At 29.8% G+C, this 20,139-nt stretch carries 20 protein-coding genes, 4 tRNA genes and 1 riboswitch; of the genes, 2 read left to right on the top strand and 22 right to left on the bottom strand.

The features are described from left to right. Positions 1–4 precede the first annotated feature (4 nt). From recD2 to OW729_RS09270, 6 genes are all read right to left on the bottom strand, one after another. The gene (gene recD2, locus OW729_RS09295) at positions 5–2,215 is read right to left on the bottom strand and encodes an SF1B family DNA helicase RecD2 (protein WP_268061215.1); all 2,211 of its coding nucleotides are present in this window, start codon (positions 2,213–2,215) and stop codon (positions 5–7) included. Positions 2,216–2,371: 156 nt separating this feature from the next. Then, positions 2,372–3,547 carry a methionine adenosyltransferase gene (gene metK / locus OW729_RS09290; protein ID WP_268061214.1) on the bottom strand — a complete coding sequence of 392 codons (1,176 nt, stop codon included), beginning with the start codon at positions 3,545–3,547 and terminating at the stop codon, positions 2,372–2,374. 73 nt (positions 3,548–3,620) lie between these two features. Continuing rightward, a riboswitch (SAM riboswitch) is annotated at positions 3,621–3,723 on the bottom strand. Between the two features lie 150 nt (positions 3,724–3,873). Then, positions 3,874–3,958: transfer RNA gene (locus OW729_RS09285), tRNA-Tyr, on the bottom strand. Positions 3,959–3,995: 37 nt separating this feature from the next. Beyond that, a tRNA-Val gene (locus tag OW729_RS09280) sits at positions 3,996–4,071 on the bottom strand. Between the two features lie 7 nt (positions 4,072–4,078). Beyond that, positions 4,079–4,163: transfer RNA gene (locus OW729_RS09275), tRNA-Tyr, on the bottom strand. Positions 4,164–4,168: 5 nt separating this feature from the next. Next, positions 4,169–4,244 (bottom strand) — tRNA-Thr (locus tag OW729_RS09270). A gap of 364 nt (positions 4,245–4,608) precedes the next feature. Between OW729_RS09270 and OW729_RS09265 the strand changes: the two genes are divergently transcribed. Next, entirely contained in the window at positions 4,609–5,334 is a 726-nt protein-coding gene (locus OW729_RS09265; RefSeq protein ID WP_268061213.1) for an ATP-binding protein, read from the top strand. A gap of 6 nt (positions 5,335–5,340) precedes the next feature. Here the strand turns inward: OW729_RS09265 and OW729_RS09260 are convergent, their stop codons facing one another. Further along, a complete protein-coding gene (locus OW729_RS09260) occupies positions 5,341–6,039 on the bottom strand; it encodes a hypothetical protein (protein WP_268061212.1) in 699 nt (232 codons plus the stop codon). Positions 6,040–6,152: 113 nt separating this feature from the next. Here OW729_RS09260 and yyaC point away from each other — a divergent pair, with 113 nt between their 5' ends. Beyond that, positions 6,153–6,692, top strand: a complete 540-nt coding sequence (gene yyaC / locus OW729_RS09255; protein WP_268061211.1) for a spore protease YyaC — start codon at positions 6,153–6,155, stop codon at positions 6,690–6,692. A 253-nt stretch (positions 6,693–6,945) separates the two neighbouring features. Here the strand turns inward: yyaC and mreB are convergent, their stop codons facing one another. The 15 genes from mreB to OW729_RS09180 all read right to left on the bottom strand — a co-directional run bounded on the left by mreB (position 6,946) and on the right by OW729_RS09180 (position 19,747). Next, the gene (mreB, locus tag OW729_RS09250; protein WP_268061210.1) at positions 6,946–7,977 is read right to left on the bottom strand and encodes a rod shape-determining protein; all 1,032 of its coding nucleotides are present in this window, start codon (positions 7,975–7,977) and stop codon (positions 6,946–6,948) included. Positions 7,978–8,097: 120 nt separating this feature from the next. Next, entirely contained in the window at positions 8,098–8,352 is a 255-nt protein-coding gene (spoIIID, locus tag OW729_RS09245; RefSeq protein WP_268061209.1) for a sporulation transcriptional regulator SpoIIID, read from the bottom strand. Positions 8,353–8,468: 116 nt separating this feature from the next. Then, the gene (locus OW729_RS09240; protein WP_268061208.1) at positions 8,469–9,242 is read right to left on the bottom strand and encodes a M23 family metallopeptidase; all 774 of its coding nucleotides are present in this window, start codon (positions 9,240–9,242) and stop codon (positions 8,469–8,471) included. Positions 9,243–9,418: 176 nt separating this feature from the next. After that, positions 9,419–10,459, bottom strand: a complete 1,041-nt coding sequence (gene spoIID, locus OW729_RS09235) for a stage II sporulation protein D (RefSeq protein ID WP_268061207.1) — start codon at positions 10,457–10,459, stop codon at positions 9,419–9,421. A 442-nt stretch (positions 10,460–10,901) separates the two neighbouring features. Beyond that, a complete protein-coding gene (gene murA / locus OW729_RS09230; protein WP_268061206.1) occupies positions 10,902–12,158 on the bottom strand; it encodes a UDP-N-acetylglucosamine 1-carboxyvinyltransferase in 1,257 nt (418 codons plus the stop codon). A gap of 29 nt (positions 12,159–12,187) precedes the next feature. After that, positions 12,188–12,889 carry a YwmB family TATA-box binding protein gene (locus tag OW729_RS09225; RefSeq protein WP_268061205.1) on the bottom strand — a complete coding sequence of 234 codons (702 nt, stop codon included), beginning with the start codon at positions 12,887–12,889 and terminating at the stop codon, positions 12,188–12,190. Between the two features lie 158 nt (positions 12,890–13,047). Continuing rightward, entirely contained in the window at positions 13,048–13,449 is a 402-nt protein-coding gene (locus tag OW729_RS09220; protein WP_268061204.1) for a F0F1 ATP synthase subunit epsilon, read from the bottom strand. A gap of 18 nt (positions 13,450–13,467) precedes the next feature. Next, the gene (gene atpD, locus OW729_RS09215; protein WP_268061203.1) at positions 13,468–14,859 is read right to left on the bottom strand and encodes a F0F1 ATP synthase subunit beta; all 1,392 of its coding nucleotides are present in this window, start codon (positions 14,857–14,859) and stop codon (positions 13,468–13,470) included. A 19-nt stretch (positions 14,860–14,878) separates the two neighbouring features. Then, entirely contained in the window at positions 14,879–15,742 is an 864-nt protein-coding gene (gene atpG / locus OW729_RS09210; protein WP_268061202.1) for an ATP synthase F1 subunit gamma, read from the bottom strand. 27 nt (positions 15,743–15,769) lie between these two features. Next, positions 15,770–17,278, bottom strand: a complete 1,509-nt coding sequence (gene atpA / locus OW729_RS09205) for a F0F1 ATP synthase subunit alpha (protein WP_268061201.1) — start codon at positions 17,276–17,278, stop codon at positions 15,770–15,772. Between the two features lie 26 nt (positions 17,279–17,304). After that, on the bottom strand, positions 17,305–17,841 hold the full coding sequence (locus tag OW729_RS09200; RefSeq protein WP_268061200.1) for a F0F1 ATP synthase subunit delta: 537 nt from the start codon (positions 17,839–17,841) through the stop codon (positions 17,305–17,307). Positions 17,842–17,843: 2 nt separating this feature from the next. Further along, entirely contained in the window at positions 17,844–18,326 is a 483-nt protein-coding gene (locus OW729_RS09195) for a F0F1 ATP synthase subunit B (protein ID WP_268061199.1), read from the bottom strand. A gap of 46 nt (positions 18,327–18,372) precedes the next feature. After that, complete coding sequence (gene atpE, locus OW729_RS09190) at positions 18,373–18,624, bottom strand: ATP synthase F0 subunit C (protein ID WP_268061198.1); 252 nt, start codon at positions 18,622–18,624, stop codon at positions 18,373–18,375. 60 nt (positions 18,625–18,684) lie between these two features. Then, a complete protein-coding gene (locus tag OW729_RS09185; RefSeq protein ID WP_407647658.1) occupies positions 18,685–19,359 on the bottom strand; it encodes a F0F1 ATP synthase subunit A in 675 nt (224 codons plus the stop codon). Positions 19,360–19,369: 10 nt separating this feature from the next. Beyond that, on the bottom strand, positions 19,370–19,747 hold the full coding sequence (locus OW729_RS09180; protein WP_268061196.1) for an ATP synthase subunit I: 378 nt from the start codon (positions 19,745–19,747) through the stop codon (positions 19,370–19,372). Positions 19,748–20,139: the final 392 nt, after the last annotated feature.

The following is a 20,139-nucleotide window of genomic DNA, read 5'->3' as shown; positions in this document are numbered from 1 at the left end:
CAAATTAATCATTGCCTAATATATTAAGTATTCTCCACTTCAATGCTGAATATCTGTCAAAACTTCTATTATTACTTATCATAAAATGAATAGCTTTTGGAAATCCTACTAACGTAACCATTTGTTTAGCTCTAGTAATACCTGTGTAAAATAAATTTTTATTCATAAGAAGAGGTGGTCCCATAAACATAGGCATAATAACTACTGGGAATTCACTTCCCTGACTTTTATGAACTGTCATAGCATAAGCTAGTTCCAATTCGTCTAAATAAACATTATCATATATAATTTTTCTCTCATCATCAAATATTACTGATATTTTATCATCTTCAACTTCTGAAATATATCCTATATCACCATTAAAAACGCCAAGTCCCTCTTCTTCACCATATCCATCTATTTTAGTCCATTTTAAGTTATAGTTATTTTTAGTTTGCATAACCTTATCACCAGTTCTAAAAACTATATCTTTAAATTGTATTTCTTGTTTCTCATTTGTAGGAGGATTTAAAACCTTTTGAAGGCAATTATTTAAATTAACCACACCTAAAGTTCCTTTTCTCATTGGAGAGAGTATCTGAATATCCTTAATTTTATTCCAATTTTTATTAAAGTTAGGCAATCTTTTATTAATAAGTCCGATTAATGTTTCAAGTATTTTATCTGATTCTTTACAATTTATAAAATAAAAATCCTTATCTTTCTTATTTAAAATTGGCATCTCTCCATTATTAATTTTATGAGCATTTACTACTATCATACTCTCTTCTGCCTGCCTAAATATTTCTTTTAGCCTTACAACTTTAACACATTTACTTTCAATTAAATCTCTAAGAACATTTCCTGGGCCTACAGATGGAAGTTGATCTGAATCTCCAACCATTATAAGTCTTGTCCCCATAGGTATAGCCTTTAAAAGATTATTCATTAATAGTATATCAATCATAGAGGCCTCATCTATTATTACTACATCACATTGGAGTGGAGATTCTTCTCCCTTAAAAAAACCCATATCCTCTTCTTCATTTATTCCCATCTCTAGAAGCCTATGTATTGTCTTAGATTCCCTTCCAGTAGCTTCACTCATTCTTTTGGCTGCACGTCCTGTTGGTGCTGCCATAAATACCGTCATTGATGCTTCTTCAAAAATTTCTGTTATACATTTAATGATAGTTGTTTTCCCTGTTCCTGGTCCACCTGTAATAATCTCTATTCCATTTTGAAAAGCTCCCTTGATTGCTTCTTCTTGTATAGGTGCAAATTTTATTTTATTTTCCTGTTCAAAGCATCGTACCTTTTCATCTACATTAATATTAATTTTATCATAGTTACTAGTTGTAAGGGTTAATATTTTACTCGTTACTGATAACTCACAATAATAATAAGGCATAGTAAAAACACATTCTTCCCCTTCAATTAATTCTACTTTAAGTGTACCATTTAATGCTGATTCCTGAAGGTTCTTATTTAGACTCTCCTCATCTACACCAAGGACACTTTTCCCCTCTTTTATAAAATTTCCTAAAGGCATATATGTATTTCCCATTCCGCAAAATTGGTTTACTATATATCTTATTCCAGACTGTATTCTAAAAGGAGAATCCTTATCTATTCCTAAGCTTCTTGCAATTTTATCTGCTGTTTTAAATCCTATTCCTGATATTTCATCAGTAAGTGTATACGGATTTTCTTTTACTACATTTATTGAATTTTCACCAAATCTCTTGTGTATTTTTATACATTGCTTTACTGTAACTCCGTAAGTTTGTAAAAAAACCATTATATTTCTAAGTTCTCTATGTTTAGAGTACGAATTGGCTATAGTCTCTATCTTCTTTTCTCCAATTCCATCTATCTCTTTTAATCTTTCCATATTATTATCCAGCACATCTAAAGTATCCATTCCAAAATGCGCTACTATTTTTTGGGCTGTAACAGGCCCTATTCCAGATATCATGCCAGAAGATAAATATTTTTCTATTCCTTCTAATGAATTTGGCACAAGTTCCTCACAAGCCTTTACATTGAATTGTTGCCCAAATTGTGGATGAGTAACCCATTCACCTAATAGTTTTAGATTTTGACCTTCACTAATATATGGTATACATCCTGTAATAGTTACTCTATCTTTTTTATTCTTTATATGTGCAACTACATATCCATTTTCATCATTTTGAAAAATAATATCTTCTACCAATCCCTGAATCTCATTCATAAAATCTCTCCTAAAATTCATTTACTTCTTTTAATTATAATGTAAACAGTATACATTTCTCAACTATGGGTCTGTATTTTATTTTTGACATAATAATATGTTAATAAACAAAGGCTAGTATCCATTAGTGAATACTAGCCTTTAATTAATAACTATTTATAAAAGATTTTTAATTTGTTCAACTTTATCTAATTTTTCCCATGGAAGTTCTACATCAACTCTTCCAAAATGGCCATACGCTGCTGTCTGTCTATATATAGGCCTTCTTAAATCTAATTCCTTGATAATAGCTGCTGGTCTTAAATCAAATACTTTATTAACGATTTCAATTATCTTATCATCACTAATTTTTCCTGTATCAAAAGTATTAACTAATAAAGATACTGGTTGCGCTACTCCTATTGCATAAGCAAGCCCTATTTCTAACTTATCTGCAACACCTGCAGCTATCAAGTTTTTAGCAACCCATCTAGCAGCATAAGCAGCTGATCTATCTACTTTTGTTGGATCCTTCCCTGAAAAAGCTCCACCACCATGTCTACCTGTTCCTCCATAAGTATCAACAATTATCTTTCTTCCAGTAAGCCCTGAATCTCCTTGTGGTCCTCCTATTACAAATCTTCCAGTAGGATTTATATAGTACTTAGTTTTTTCATCTAACCATTCATTTGGTATAACTTCTCTTATTACATATTTCATTAAATCTTCCCTGATTTGCTCTTGAGTAACATCTGGACCATGTTGAGTAGAAATTACTACAGCATCAATTCTAACAGGTCTTCCATCTTCATATTCAACTGTAACCTGTGTTTTGCCATCTGGTCTTAAATAATCTAAAGTTCCATCTTTTCTTACATCAGTTAATCTTTTTGAAAGTTTATGAGCCATATTTATTGCAAGAGGCATATATTCTGGAGTTTCATTTGTTGCATATCCAAACATAAGCCCTTGATCTCCAGCACCTATTGCTTCAAGTTCGTCTTTTTCACCCATTCTTGATTCTAAAGCTTCATTTACACCCATAGCTATATCTACTGATTGCTCATCTATAGCTGTTAGAACTGAGCAAGTGTCTGCATCAAATCCAAATTTAGCTCTTGTGTATCCTATTTCTTTAATTGTATTTCTAACAACTTTAGGAATATCTACATAACAATTAGTTGTTATTTCTCCCATTACCATTACCATGCCTGTTGTTACAGCAGTTTCACAAGCAACTCTTCCCATTGGATCTTGCTCTAAAATAGCATCTAAAATAGCATCTGATATTTGGTCACATATTTTATCTGGATGTCCTTCTGTAACTGATTCTGAAGTAAACAATCTTTTCATTTATAACCTCTCCCTCCACAAAATATAAAAACCCCTTCTTATTAAGAAGAGGTTTTTCCGCGTTTAAATAGTATCCTTATCTCGCAGATATAATCTGCAGGAATTAGCACCTTTGTACAATTTGTACAGGTTGCTGGGTTTCACAGGGCCAGTCCCTCCACCTCTCTTGATAAGATTATCTTATCCAATATTCTATTGTTTAAAACAAAATAATCTTAACATAGTAAAATTAAGGTGTCAATAAAAAACTACCTAAGCTTTGCTGGATTTTTTTAGAATTTACACTTTGTTCACAAAATAAAAAGACACCTAAAATAGATGTCTTATGGTGGAGGAAGATGGATTCGAACCATCGAAGCGAAACGCAACAGATTTACAGTCTGCCCCCTTTGGCCACTCGGGAACTCCTCCCTAATATATAATAATTTTAACCAATTTTTCACATAAATGGTGGGCACAACAGGGCTCGAACCTGTGACCCCCTGCTTGTAAGGCAGATGCTCTCCCAGCTGAGCTATGCGCCCATTTATATGGTGGAGGAAGATGGATTCGAACCATCGAAGCGAAACGCAACAGATTTACAGTCTGCCCCCTTTGGCCACTCGGGAACTCCTCCTTAATTGGTGCTGGCACCAGGACTTGAACCCGGAACCTACTGATTACAAGTCAGTTGCTCTACCAGTTGAGCCATGCCAGCTTATTCATTATTTCGTTTTGTTAATGTTTTTTACCGCGTCAACGAATATTAGTATACTAACATATAAACTTATTTTCAAGTACATAATTGTTCATTATATAAAATTTTATTTATATTTCTCTTTTTTTCTTCGTATAACTTCTTTTTTCTAATTATTTCATTTTGATTTTTCTTTTTAAACACAGTTTTTCAATATATACTTCAGAACAGTTTTTCTTTTATATTGTTGTAAAACCTAGTTTTAAAATTACTCTTTATTTAATAATTTAGCTATATTATAATATATAAAGTTAAAACTTTAATTTTTAATAACTACTATTAATTATAAAATAATCTAAAGTTAAACTATAGTTGGAGGATAATTATGCAAAAACTATTAAGCAGATTACGTAAAGCAGTAACTGATTATAATCTTATAGAACCAGGAGATAAGATAGCCGTTGGGTTATCTGGTGGTAAAGATAGTATAACTCTACTTAAGCTTCTAAACGCTTATCAAAAGTTTTCTCCTGAGCCATTTGAATTATTAGCAATAACTATTGATCCAGGTGCTGGTTCTAATTTTTCTCCCTTAACGGAGATGTGTCAAGAATTACAAGTACCTTATTATTTATTCAAAACCCACATTCAAGAAATTGTCTTTGACATTAGAAAAGAAAAAAATCCATGTTCATTATGTGCTAATATAAGAAGAGGTGCTTTAAATGATAACGCTAAAAAATTAGGCTGTACTAAAGTAGCTTTAGGCCATCATAAAAATGATGCAATTGAAACACTTTTGCTATCTATGTTTTATGAAGGAAGAATAAATACTTTCTTACCTAAGACTTACTTAAGCAGAGCTGATATAACTGTAATTCGTCCAATGATTTATATTGATGAACAGCAAGTAATATCTCTTGCAAAAAAAGAACATTTCCCTATAGTTTCTAATCCATGTCCTGCTAATGGATTTACTAAAAGAGAATACATAAAAAATCTTACTTATGATTTAGAAAAAGATATCCCTGGTTTAAAAAATAACTTACTTAATGCACTATCAAATACTGAACAGTTAAATATATGGACTAAAGAAGAAAAAGAAAGCTAACCTTCCTTAGCTTTCTTTTTCTATTAATTCTATATTTATAAATTTTTCTAAAATATTCCTTATATTTTGATAATCCTCATGTGATAATCTTTGCCTAGCTAATATAATAGCATCTCTAACTCCTTGTTCTTCATCTTCACAATGTAAATCCATCCTTATTCTACTATAATCAAAAGGTGAAAGTTTTCTTGCCAATAAGATAAGCTTTTGCTTATCTCTTAATGTCAAATTATCTCTTATATCCTTCGTAGGCACTTTAAAAAATGGTTGTTTCTTTTTATGTTCTTGTACTTTAAGATCAGATCTGCTATTTTCAACATTTACTTGCTCATCTCTTGGTGTATTCATATTATCATTTACTTCATTATTATCATTTACTTTATTATTGTTTTCCTGTTGTTCCAACTTTTTTTTGTTACTTTCATTATTTTTTACTATACTTTTTTGATTTTCCTTAATGATTTCTTTATTTTCCTCAATTCCTTTATTTTTGCTACTGCTCTTGTCATTTTTATATTTATTTATATCTTGTTTTTCTAGTTTTCTCTTATTCTGATTTATTGTTTTATTTGAAGTGTAATTATCGTCTATATTATTATTTATATAAACTTTATGTTCATATCTTTTAATACTTAATTGAATCATAACATAGCTAAAAGTTACTGTACAAAAAATAATAAGAACTGATAAAATCCTTTTATTCATAATATACCTCCTTATTCCTCATTTACTAATTCTTTCATATATATATTTTTTTATTCTAACTTTTCATATTGTTAACTTAAATTTCATATAAATTAACAAGGAGGTGTGATTTATTGAATAAAATAAAAGTTGACTATAAAGACAATTTATCATATTACCAAGTTGCTTATTTCTTAAAAGATTATATAGATATGAACACTTTGATAGTATGTATAGGAACTGATAGATGCATAGGAGACTGTCTAGGTCCTTTAGTTGGAACACTATTACAATATCAAAACTTTCCCTTAAAGGTTTATGGAACCATATCCGCTCCCATACATGCTCTAAATATAGATGATAAACTAAAAGAAATAAAATCTTTACATCCTACCTCCAATATAATAGGTGTAGATGCTTGTCTAGGAGATAATAATAATATAGGTGAGATACAGGCTAGAAACTATCCAATACATCCAGGTAAAGGTGTAGGAAAGTTGCTACCAGATGTAGGTGAATCTTCTATAATAGGTATCGTAGATTCTAGTGATAATAATGAGTTATTTACAAATAGAAATATTAGATTAGATTTAGTATTAAATATGGCAAAAGTTATATCTCATTCTTTAATACATTCTTATTATATGTCTTGTTTAAAAACACAAAAATTTTAATTCTCATTTATATATAAACTTGTGTAAATCAAATGATTAAATTATTTACTAGAAAGGAATTTATTCATGATATAATTTAAAATTTGTAACAAAATAAGTTGTTGAACAACTCATTTTAATCATAAATTATACAACTCAATAAATATAAAAACCATTATCAACTCCATCTATACTAGTTAATTTGATAATGGTTTTTTAACTATAATATAGGCCAGTATAAATCACCTCTTGAAACACACTGGTTATTTTTTAATTACTCCATTAAAGTAATGTCTTGTCCTTTATAAGAGTCAGCGATTTTATCTATAAAATTTAATACTTCTCCAGTTCCAAGAGCAACAGAAGAAACAGCTTCTTTTGCAATATAAACAGGAACTTTTGTAACTTCTTCTATAAGTTTGTCTAATCCACTTAACAACGCTCCGCCACCAGTCATAACTATTCCTTTATCAGCTATATCTGCTGCAAGTTCTGGTGGAGTTTTTTCTAATACTGAGTGAGTACATTCAGCAATAGCATTTACTGCCTCACTTAAAGCTTCCCTCATTTCTTCTGAGGAAACATTTATATTTTTAGGAAGACCAGTTATTAAATCTCGTCCTCTTATTTCCATACTTATATCTTCTTCTCTTCTATATGCACAACCTATATTTATCTTTAATTCTTCAGCCGTTCTTTCTCCAATCATAAGCTTATGTTTTTTTCTTATATACTTGATTATGTCTTCGTCAAAGTTATCCCCAGCAACTTTAATTGAACTTCTAACAACTAAACCACCTAAAGAAATAACAGCAATATCAGTAGTTCCACCACCAATATCAATAACCATATTACCGCTAGCTTTTGTTATATCCAATCCAGCACCTATAGCTGCTGCCAAAGGCTCTTCTATTAAAAATACTTTCTTTGACCCAGCATTAACCGCAGCATCCTTTACTGCCCTTTTTTCAACCTCTGTGGCTTGGCAAGGAACACATATAACCACATTAGGAGCTCCTACTCTTTTATTTCCACAAGCCTTCCTTATGAAATGTTTCAACATTTTTTCAGTAATATCGTAATCAGATATCACCCCATCCCTTAATGGGCGAATTGCTACTATATTTCCAGGCGTTCTTCCTATCATTTGTCTAGCTTCTTCCCCTACTGCTAAAACCTTATTTAAATTCTTATCTATAGCAACAACTGAAGGTTCTTGCAGAACAATCCCTTTCCCTTTAATATAAACTAGTACTGTGGCTGTACCTAAATCTATCCCCATATCCGTATTTATTCTGAAAAACATTCCTATTTTCACTCCTGCTCTTTTGTATATTTTACAAATTAATCTATCTTTTATTATAAACGTTTATTGACTTTTATGCTATAGTATTAATAAAATCCTTTTCTATAAAATAGGAATATTTTAACCTTCTAAAGTTTTATATTTCATTTTAGTTGCTTTACCACCTCTAATATGCCTTTCTGACTTATTTAAGTCTAAAACATCTTTGGCTGCTTTAGCTACCTGTGGATTTATTTTAGGCAACCTCTCCGTCATGTCTTTGTGTATAGTACTTTTACTTACTCCAAAAACCTTGGCGGTTTTTCTTATAGTGGCTTTTGATTCTATAATATAATTAGCAACTTCCATAACTCTTTCTTCAATGTAATCTTTCAAGTTGCAACCTCCTTAACCTTATATACTTATAAATATGCGCTTATATTCCATTAAATTACTATTCTGTTATTTAGCCATTTCCTGATTTATATTAGGAAATGGCTAAAATGAAAAATTTAGTATTTTACATATTTTTCAGGATTTTCACTTGTAGATTGAGCATCACCTTTTGAACCTTTAAGTACTTCAAAATGTAAGAATTCTTTTCCGTACTTTTCATTAGATCCTCTTATTGCTGTTGTTCCTATCTTCCCTATTTCTTTTCCTTGGCTAACCTTATCTCCTACTTTAACTTTTACATTTTTATCTAAGTTAGCATATACAGTTCTTTTACTGTATTCTGGATGATAGATTGTTACAGTCATTCCAAAAGATCCTTCTTCAACAGACTTAACTTCTCCATCACTTACAGCTTTTACAGGAGTTCCTGCTTTAGCTTTTATGTTTATTCCAAAGTGTGGTCTATCTGTTCCTGAAGTTTCCCAATGAATAGGAACTAATGAATATTTCATAACTACTTCACCTTCTACAGGTTTTATGAAATTAGGATCCTTAGACTTAGAAACTGCTAAACCTTTACTTCCATTTTTTACAGGTTCTATCTTAGCTTCATTTGATATTGTTTTGCTATTAGTTCCTTTCTTAACTTCCATTGCATTGTTATAAGTCTTTTTTTGAGTTTCTTCTTTCAATGCTTTTGCAACATCATTTTCCTCTTTTACATCAACCTTTTGAACCTGTGCTGTTTGAGGTTTATTCTGAACTCTTTTGTTATTCTTTGTTGTTAAAGCTGCCACAACTGCAACTATGCATAAGCATACAAAAAGAATTATATAGAAGCCCTCTCTTTCAAAAAATGATGTTTTTTTATTTTTGTCTTTGTTTTCCATAAAAACACCTCCTTTTTGTAGTTTGTCCTTTACACTATAAAAAATACATAATTTTTGAAATTTTTTTTACTTTTTTTTCTTATTTTTTTGACAAAATAAAACAATAATTATTTAATTTCCTTATTTAAATTGCTTATAAATAAAAAACGGACCTATAAAAGTCCGTTTTTACAAATTTATCTTCTTATATTAAGTTTTACAACATCTACTCCATTATAGTAATGCTTTAATATGTCTTTATATTTTTTCCCTTGCTTTGCCATAGAGTATGCTCCCCACTGGCTCATTCCTACACCATGACCATACCCATTACAGTTGATACAAATGCTACTTTCTTCAAATTCTATAGAAAAGTTTGAAGAAGATAAACCAAATAAACTTCTAAACTTAACACCACTAATATCCTTATCTACTATTCTTATTTTTTTTACACTTCCCCCCTTACTTCTTTCTAATACTTTAACTTGCTCTTTCAATGTATTAGGTACTAATTTGTCTTTAGGTACTATACTGCTTAAATTATTAATAAAATCATTATAAGTATATCTAAATTGAGATTTATATTTACTAGCCTCTTCTTCTCCTGGACTATCCACACTTTTTAAATATGGAATCTCTTTACCAAAAACATCCACAGCATCTTCTGTCTTTCCACTACTTGTAGAAAAATAATAAGGTGCCATAACTAATTTATTATCATAAGCTAAGACTTCTCCTTCTGTTTCTTCCACTGCAGTTTTTAACTTATTCCAATATTCCTCTGCATGTTTTTCAGGCCATGAATCCATTCTATCTTGTTTATTCATATATACTTGAAAGGCAATAGTATCATTAACATCCCCCTCAGTAGATTTTGCCTTTTTTGATGCTCCAAATTTTTCTAGGTGAGCAAGTCCATACGTCCTAGCCGCTACAGCTTGAGCTTTTAATGCTTGAGGATGAAAATTAGCAGGCATTTCACCAGCCACAACTCCCATAACATATTCCTCTATATTCATTGTTTTTACTTTTTTATCTTTTGTAATATACACATCTATATCTAAATCTTTTATATTATAGTTATCTAGTATAGTATTTTTTTCTTGCAATGTTTTTGTTTGATTGTTTTTACTATTTTTCTGTTTTATTTGAGTTTTATTATCAATGCCAACAATCAATATTGATAAAATTAATGTAAAACATATAAATATACCAATACTCAAAAAAATTTTTTTCATATAGTTGTCCCCTAACCTTTTTAAATCAAAAATAAATTTATCCAATGGTGTATTCATTCTAATACCCTCTCTTCCTTAAAGTGAGAGTAAACGATGATATAACTCTAGATAAAAACTTAATGGAAAATCGTCTTCACATATTGAGATGAGTAAGCGCTCCACACAAAATCTAAATTTCAATTCACTTCTTACCTTTTAAATTGAGTAAAATCTGTAAATAAAATCAAGAATCTTTTTTACTCTACTAGTACATTATATTTGTATTATCTTTGCCATTAAAAAATACCCAATAAATAAATTAAATATTTTAAGTAACATTAACTTCATTGAAATTTAGACTAATAAATAAAACAAGCTACATAGACTTTTTATTCATTCTACATAGCTTGATTATACATATTTAAATTACTGCTTTTTCATTATTATTAACAATTTCTATATTTTATTCAACTTCAACCCTCTCAATATTGGCACCTAATTTTCTAAACTTCCCATCTATATCAACATATCCTCTTTCTATATGATATATGTTTCCCACTTTAGTATATCCTTCCCCAGCAAGTGCAGCAATTATAAGAGCTGCTCCAGCTCTCAAGTCTGTTGCTTTAACATCACATCCGGTAAGCACATCTACTCCTTCAATTACAGCACATCTTCCATCTATTTTTATATTTGCTCCCATTCTTTTAAGCTCTCCTACATGCATAAACCTATTTTCAAAAATGGTTTCAGTTATTAAACTAGTTCCTTTTATAGTACATAATAGGCTCATCATTTGAGCTTGCATATCTGTAGGAAATCCTGGATAAGGCATAGTTTTAATATCAATAGGGTTAAATTCTCTATCACCATCTACTATTATACTATCTCCTAAGCTTTCTATATACACCCCTAGTTCTCGCAACTTTGCGATAATAGGCTTCAGATGTTCTTCTTTAATACCGTTTATCCTTATTTTACCTTTTGTTATTGCAGCTCCCACCATATAAGTACCTGCTTCTATTCTATCAGGTATAGGGGTATATTCTATTCCTCTTAATTTTTTTACTCCTTGTATTTTAATATTATCTGTACCTGCTCCACTTATTTTTGCTCCCATAGAATTCAAAAAATTTGCTAAATCTTGAATTTCAGGTTCTCCTGCAGCATTTTCTATTGTAGTTTCTCCTTCAGCTAAAATAGCTGCCATCATTATATTTTCTGTAGCACCTACAGAAGGAAAATCTAAATATATTCTATTTCCTATTAACTTATTAGCACAAACCTCTACATAACCATGCCCTAGCTTTATTTCTGCCCCCAATGCGCTAAACCCCTTCAAATGCAAATCAATGGGTCTAGTGCCTATGTTACAACCACCCGGTAAAGATATTCTAAATTTACCAAATCTAGAAATCATAGGTCCCATCACTAAAAAAGATGCTCTCATTTTTTTTACTAGCTCACTATCAGGTTCAATATTTTTTAAATTTGAATTGTCAATAACTATACGATCTTTTTCAATAGTTATATTCGAATTAACAGATCTCAAAACATCACATATAACAAAAACATCTTTAAGCAATGGCGCTTTATTTATTACACAAGTCTCTTCACACAACATACTGCACGCAATAATAGGAAGTACAGCATTTTTAGCAGAGCTTATATCTATTTCTCCATTTAATCTTCTACCACCCTTAACTAATATTTCTTTCATAACATCCTCTCCATTCCACTGTTCTTTGGCTAATATGGTACAAATATTTCTGGGGTTCCAATAATAATATAATTTCCTGATGAATATTTACATACTGCAAAATTAAAATCAATTAATTTATCTCCATTTTTTATAGCTTTGTATTTTCCAGTATATGCTGATGAACTATACCCATTTTCAATTTTAATTGTAGAAACATCTGTTATTCCTTCATTTTTAAGATTACTAACTATTTTTCCATTAATATCGCTTATATTATCTTTATCATTTAGCTTAGCCTTTAAATATGTCTTGCATAGTGTTTTTTCTTTTGTCATAGGAGTAATTGTTTTTTCAATTTTATCTTTTAGATTCTGTAAATTATTCTTATGGTTTTTTTGTATAATTTGTAATGATACATTTTTTCCTTCACTACCAATATTAAATTCTATATGCCCTTTGCTGTGTTCATCTTGAAATCTTATTATAAAATTACTTTTATCTCTGGAAACTTCTCCACTATAACTTTTATATTCTTTACTTATTTGAGTAATAAAATCATTGTAAAGTTCTTGTCCATTTTTGTAAGTTTTAAAATGAGTTTTTACTCCATATTCTTCTACATAACCTTTAGATTCATCAAGTATAGAATTAAATAAATCCAAATTTTTACATCCATAAGAAACTTTATAGTTTAATATAATTGATAAAAAAATGAACATTATTATAGATACTTTAACCTTTTTTGACATTATTACCCACCTACCTTTATCCTTAGATTATTAACTTTAAATCTGTAAATTATACTTTAAATATATTATTAATATATAAAAATTGGCACTAAAGTGTGATAAAGTAAAAGATGGTTCGAACAATAAATTTATTATTCGAACCATCTTTTACTTTATATTTATATTTCTTTTATTTTAATTCTCATAAGTGATCTCAAAAGAGAAAGCTTAGCTCTATCTATATCAATATCACTTTTTTCACTTAACCTTTTTTCTGCTCTTGCTTTAGACTTTTCAGCTCTGTCTGCATCAATATCTTCTGGCCATTCACATGCATCTAAAAGCATTATAATTTCATTCTCTAATACCTTTAAAATACCTGAAGATGAAAAAAATTTTTTTCTTTCTCCTTTTTCATCTATAATCTCAGAAATAGTAGGTTTCAATATAGCTACTAAAGGTAAATGTTTCGGCAAAATCCCTATCTTTCCTTCTAAACTTTCTGTATTTAATTCCATTACTTCTCCTTTATAAAATTCTTTACTTGGAGTAATAATCGATAGTTTAATAATTTCTGCCATTATATCAATCTCCTAATCTTATGATATAGATTTAGCTTTCTCTATAGCTTCATCTATAGTTCCCACAAATAAAAATGCAGATTCAGGCAAGCTATCATGTTTACCTTCTATTATTTCTCTGAAACCTCGTACTGTTTCATTTACAGGTACAAATTTCCCCTTCATACCAGTAAATTGTTCTGCTACTGTAAATGGTTGTGATAAAAATCTTTGAACTTTTCTTGCTCTAGATACTATTAATTTATCATCTTCTGATAATTCATCTATACCTAATATAGCTATTATATCTTGAAGTTCTTTATATCTTTCAAGTATATGCTTAACCTTCATAGCCGTTTCATAGTGCTCTTCTCCAATTATCCTCGCATCTAATATTCTTGAAGTAGAATCTAGAGGATCTACAGCCGGATATATTCCAAGTTCAGTAATGCTTCTTGAAAGAACTGTAGTAGCATCAAGGTGAGAAAATGTGGTTGCAGGAGCAGGATCTGTTAAGTCATCTGCTGGAACATATACAGCTTGAACTGATGTTATTGATCCATGTTTTGTAGATGTTATTCTTTCTTGAAGAGCTCCCATTTCTGTTGCAAGGGTAGGTTGATATCCAACAGCACTTGGTATTCTTCCAAGTAAAGCAGATACTTCAGAACCCGCTTGTGTAAATCTAAATATATTATCTATAAATAAAAGTACATCCTGTCCTTGGTCTCTAAAGTGTTCTGCCATAGTAAGTCCTGTTAGCGCTACTCTCATTCTAGCTCCAGGCGGCTCATTCATCTGGCCAAATACTAATGCTGTTTTATCAATAACACCAGATTCTTTCATTTCATAATAAAGGTCATTTCCTTCTCTAGTTCTCTCTCCAACTCCAGTAAAAATTGATAATCCACCATGTTCTTTGGCTATATTATTAATTAACTCTTGTATAAGAACGGTCTTCCCAACACCAGCACCGCCAAACAACCCTATTTTTCCACCTTTTTGATAAGGTGCTATTAAATCTATTACCTTAATACCTGTTTCAAACATTTCAGGCTCAACAGATTGTTCTGCAAAACTTGGTGCTGCTCTGTGTATAGGTTGATATTCAGTTGCTTCAAATCCGCCTACCTCATCGATTGTCCTTCCTAATACATTAAATAGTCTGCCAAGAGTTTGGTTACCAACAGGTACCGATATAGGATTGCCTGTATCTATAGCTTCTCTACCTCTTTTTAAACCCTCTGTTGGTTCCATAGCTATAGCTCTTACTATATCATCTCCTATATGTTGCTCGATTTCTGCAATAAGTTCTCTATCGTCCATTTGTATTTTCACTGCATTATATATATTAGGAAGATTATCTGAATCAAATTTTATATCTATAACTGGTCCTATGACCTGTACGACTTTGCCAATATTATTTGCCATAATGCACCTCCCTTTTTACTTATTTTTGTGCCTCTGCACCACCAACTATTTCTGATATTTCTTGAGTTATTGCACTTTGTCTAATTCTATTGTATTTTAAATTAAGCTTTTCTAATATGTCATCTGCATTTTTAGTAGCTCCGTCCATAGCAGTCATTCTTGAGTTTTGCTCACTTACCTTAGAATTTAACATAATATTTAACATGGTCTGCATTAAAAAAATACTAGAAATATTATTTAGGAATTTATAATTTTCTGGCTCATATTCTATATAAGTATCATAATTTTCTTCATCATCAGGCAAAGTTCCTTCAAATGGAAGTATTTTTCTTATAACCACTTCTTGCTTAACAGAAGAAATAAATTCTGTATAAACTACATTTATTTCTCCAATCTCTTTATTTTTATATAAACTAAATGCTTTATCTATAATAATTTTAGCTTCTTTAGTAGTAGGGATATCTGGAATTTCAACATATTCAGCTAAAGCTTCATATCCTATTTTCTTAAAATGCGTTCTTCCTTTTTCACCTACTACAATTAAGGATGAATTGTCTTTATCTTTTAATATTGCTTCCACAGTTTTTTGAACTACTCCTACATTAAATCCTCCACATAACCCTGAATCAGATGTAAGGGCAATATATATTTTTTTATTACTACCATTACCATTAATATATATATTTTCTTCCCTTTCTCTGTCTTTTAATACGCGAGACATAATTTTCTTTAAATGATTATAATAATTATTGTTTATATCTAAATTTTGTTTCGCTCTTCTAAGTTTAGAGGTGGCAACAAGACTCACAGCTTTCGTTATTTTTTTAGTATTATTAACTGATTTTATTCTTCGTTTTATAGCAACTAACCCTGCTCCTGCCATACTTCACCTCCTAAAGATAAAATCTCTTTAAGCTAAAAATATTTTTTTAAATTCTTCTATAGCATTATTAAGTTCTTCTTTAATGCTATCTGTTAATTGCTTTTCTTTTAAAATTTCTTTACCTAAATTTCTATGATGGGTATCAACATATTCTAAAAATTCTTTTTCGAATTTTTTAATTTCCGATACTTTCACATCAGCTAAATAATTATTAACAGCAGCATATAAAATAATTATCTGTTTTTCTACTGACATAGGATTATATTGATCCTGTTTTAATATCTCAACTAATCTCTTACCTTTTTCAAGTCTTGATTTTGATTCTTTATCAAGATCTGAACCAAACTGTGCAAATGCAGCCAACTCTCTATACTGTGCAAGTTCTAACCTTAAAGTCCCTGATACTTGCTTCATTGCTTTTATTTGAGCATTTCCTCCAACACGTGAAACTGATATACCTGCATTTACTGCTGGCTTTTGTCCTGAATAGAACAGTTCTGTTTCTAAAAATATTTGACCATCTGTAATAGATATAACATTAGTTGGTATATATGCTGTAACATCTCCTGCAAGAGTTTCTATTATAGGCAAAGCTGTTAAAGATCCCCCTCCTAGTTTATCAGAAAGTCTAGCAGCTCTTTCTAATAATCTAGAATGAATGTAAAATACGTCTCCAGGATAAGCTTCTCTTCCAGGCGGTCTCCTTAGTAATAATGACATTGTTCTATAAGATACTGCATGCTTTGATAAGTCATCATATACAATAAGAACATCCTCACCTTTATTCATAAAATATTCACCCATACTGCATCCTGCATATGGAGATAAAAATTGAAGAGGGGCAGAATCTGAAGCTGTAGATGATACTACTATTGTATAATCCATAGCCCCCATTTCAGTTAACGTATTTACAATGTGTGCTACAGTAGATTGCTTTTGTCCTATAGCAACATATATACATTTAACATTATTGTTTTTTTGATTTAATATAGTATCTATGGCAATTGCTGTTTTACCAACTTGTCTGTCTCCTATAATAAGTTCTCTTTGACCTCTTCCTATAGGAACCATAGAGTCTATTGATTTAATACCTGTTTGAAGCGGTTCTTTAACTGATTGCCTCTGAATAACTCCAGGAGCTTCCACTTCAATAGGCCTTGTTTCTGTAGTTTTTATAGGACCTTTTCCGTCAAGAGGATTTCCTAAAGAGTCAACCACTCTACCAACTAATGCTTCTCCCACAGGTACTTCAACTACTTTCCCTGTACTTTTAACTATGTCTCCTTCTTTAATTCCTTTTTCTGATCCTAATAAAACACATCCAACATTATCTTGCTCAAGGTTAAGAGCCATACCATATATATTGTTAGGGAATATTAAAAGTTCCCCTTCCATACAATCTTCTAATCCATAAACTCTAGCTACGCCATCACCTATTTGAATAATGGTACCAGAATCTACTGTTTCTATTTTCTTCTCATACTTTTGTATTTCCTTTTTTATTATTGAAGTAATTTCATCAGGTCTAATATTCATAGGCTCACCTCTTTTCCAATCTAAGTCTATCTACTTATTACTAAATTTTTAATTTCTTCAAACTTTGATTTTATACTTCCATCAATTACATCATCCCCAACTCTAACATACATTCCTCCAATTAGCTCTTTATCTATTTCTTCTTTTAGTATTATCACTTTGTTATATTTGTTTTCTAACTTTATAGTCAAATCTTTTCTTTCTTGTTCATTTAGAGGAATTACTGTTTTAACATGGGCAACAACTTTATTTTCGTATTGAAGATGAATTTTTTCCATCTCTTTAATTTTTTGTTTCATATAAAGAATTCTATCTTTTTCTATTAACAAAAGTATAAAACTTAATAAATCATCATATATTTTGCCTTTAAATATCTCTATAAATAATTCTTTTTTTCTAGATGTACTTATTTCTGGATGTTTAATAATTTTTTGTATTTCTTCGTTACCTTCTAATAATTCTACAATTTCTTTTCCTTCTTGTATATATTCGTCTACCTTATCTTTTTCCTTAGCCACCTCATATAATGCTAGAGCATATCTTCTATCAAGATATTCATACATAACTAATTACCTACCTTAGCAATAAAATCCTGTATAAGTTGTCTATGTTTTTCCTCATCTATAGTTTCTTCTAAAACTTTAGAAGATAACTCTATAGCTAAACTTATAGTATTTTGCTTAATATCATCTTCTGCTTTTTCTTTTTGTCTTTCAATTTCCTTATTTGATCTCTCCATAATTTTCTCTGCTTCTATATGAGCTTCGGACATTATTTCTTCAGATACTTTTTCCGCCTTTAATTTGTATTGCTGAACTATTTCTTTTCCTTGAGTTTTTGCGTCTCTTATTTCTTTTTCACTCTCTACTTTGAAAATTTCTGCCTTTTTTTTATCTTCTTCTGCTTTCTTTATATTGCTTTCTATCTCATTTTTCCTTGAATCTATAGTATCATTAACAGGTTTAAATAAAAAATGTCTTAGTATAAAATATAAAATTCCAAAATTTATTAAAGTGTATATAATTATTCGTATATCTATTATTTTCATTCCTTGTAAAAGCCTCCCTTCAAGCTTATAACTTTGGGGATTATCTCTATAATGTTACTTTAAATACTAATAATAATCCTATAAGGAAAGCGTAAATAGCAGTTGCTTCCGATAGAGCACCACCAATTACTAACGTACTCATAATTTTTCCGCTTGCCTCTGGTTGTCTTGAAACACCTTCAACAGCTTTAGCTGTAGCATTTCCTGTTCCTACTCCTCCACCTATACATCCTAAAGCAGCTAACCCTGCTCCTATAGCTGACATTCCAGCTACAAATGCTTCTGAACTAATATTCATATTTCTTTCCTCCTATGTCTTTGGTTTTAATTTATATACATCACAATTATTGTGACTGAATCAATGTTCTGATATTACTTTGATATTTATCATAGTCAACATAACAAAAATTAACATTTGAATAGCACCATCAAACACATCAAAGTAAAAATGAAGTGGTACTGGAATTCCTAATTGAGCTATTCCAAAGGGTGCTTTTCCCAGTGTTTCATAAACTAATTCCATAATTACTACAGCTGCGGTCATGTTCCCAAACAATCTTAAAGTTAAAGATATTGGTAACATTATTCTTTCCATTATATTTATAGGAAGTAATGGTATTATAGGTTTAGCATATCCAATGAAATAGTGCTTAATACCTTGCTTTTTAATGGCATATGCTTGAACAACTATAAATGTAATTAAGGCTATTCCAAGTACTACACTAAAATCTTTAGTCGGTGGTTCGATTCCTATAAGTCCAACCATATTCATTATTAATAAAAAAATAATTAACGTACCTATATAAGGTATAAAATTTTTACATTCTTCTCCCATATTATCAGTTACAAACTTATTTATGAAACTTACAAATACTTCAACTGCACTTTGTTTCTTATCTGGAATTTTTTTTAAATTTCTTGTCACACTTATGGCTATTATTGAAATTATAGCTATTATTATCCATTGAATCACAATAGCTTCAGTAACTCCAAAATTTTGTCCTAAAAAATTATTTAATGGTTTGGATCCCATATCCATAAGCTCACATCCTCTCATCCTTATTTTGTAGTGAATATATTAAAATAGATATATAATGAGCATTGTAACCTAAAATATAAGGTATTACATTAAGTTTATTATGTTTAAATATTAGTGTTCCTATTATTGCTGCTAAAATTATTCTAAAAAAATAACTTAAAGAAACTAAATAAGTACGATTTATATTTTTCCCTAAAAATACATAATTTATTGTATAAGTATTTATATAAAAATTTATAATAGCTAATATATAACCTAAGAGAAAAAAAAGTATATATTTGTTATTACTTGTAAAAAAAGCAATGAGTATTATTGTCATCATAAGTATATCTATGTAAGTTATTTTTCTAATCATGTAAGATAGCTCTTCTGCCTTTTTCATTTTTCCTCCAACATTAAGTATAATATACTTTATTATAGTACCTATATTTTCATATTCAAACCTCATTTATATCCAAATTTCTTAATATTTCTTTAAATTTCATCAAATTATAGATATTATGTATGTTTCTTCTTATAATCTCTCTTTTATTAGTATTTTTTATGTTTTTGAATTTTTATCTTAACATTATTTCCTTTTTCATAATTTTTAAGTGTTTTTTAAATTATTATGAAAACATTTTAATTTGCATAGTTTATGACCAATCGTCGATTTTTATTTATTAATACCTTAATTCAACTAATTTCAATTATTGAGTTATATGTATACTTATTATTCACTTTTTTTGTTTAATTTAATGTAATTTTTCTTATTTAAATTAAAATATTATAAAA

Source organism: Clostridium brassicae (assembly GCF_026738875.1).
GTDB lineage: Bacteria > Bacillota > Clostridia > Clostridiales > Clostridiaceae > Clostridium_H > Clostridium_H brassicae.
This window is presented reverse-complemented; position numbering and strand designations above follow the sequence as displayed.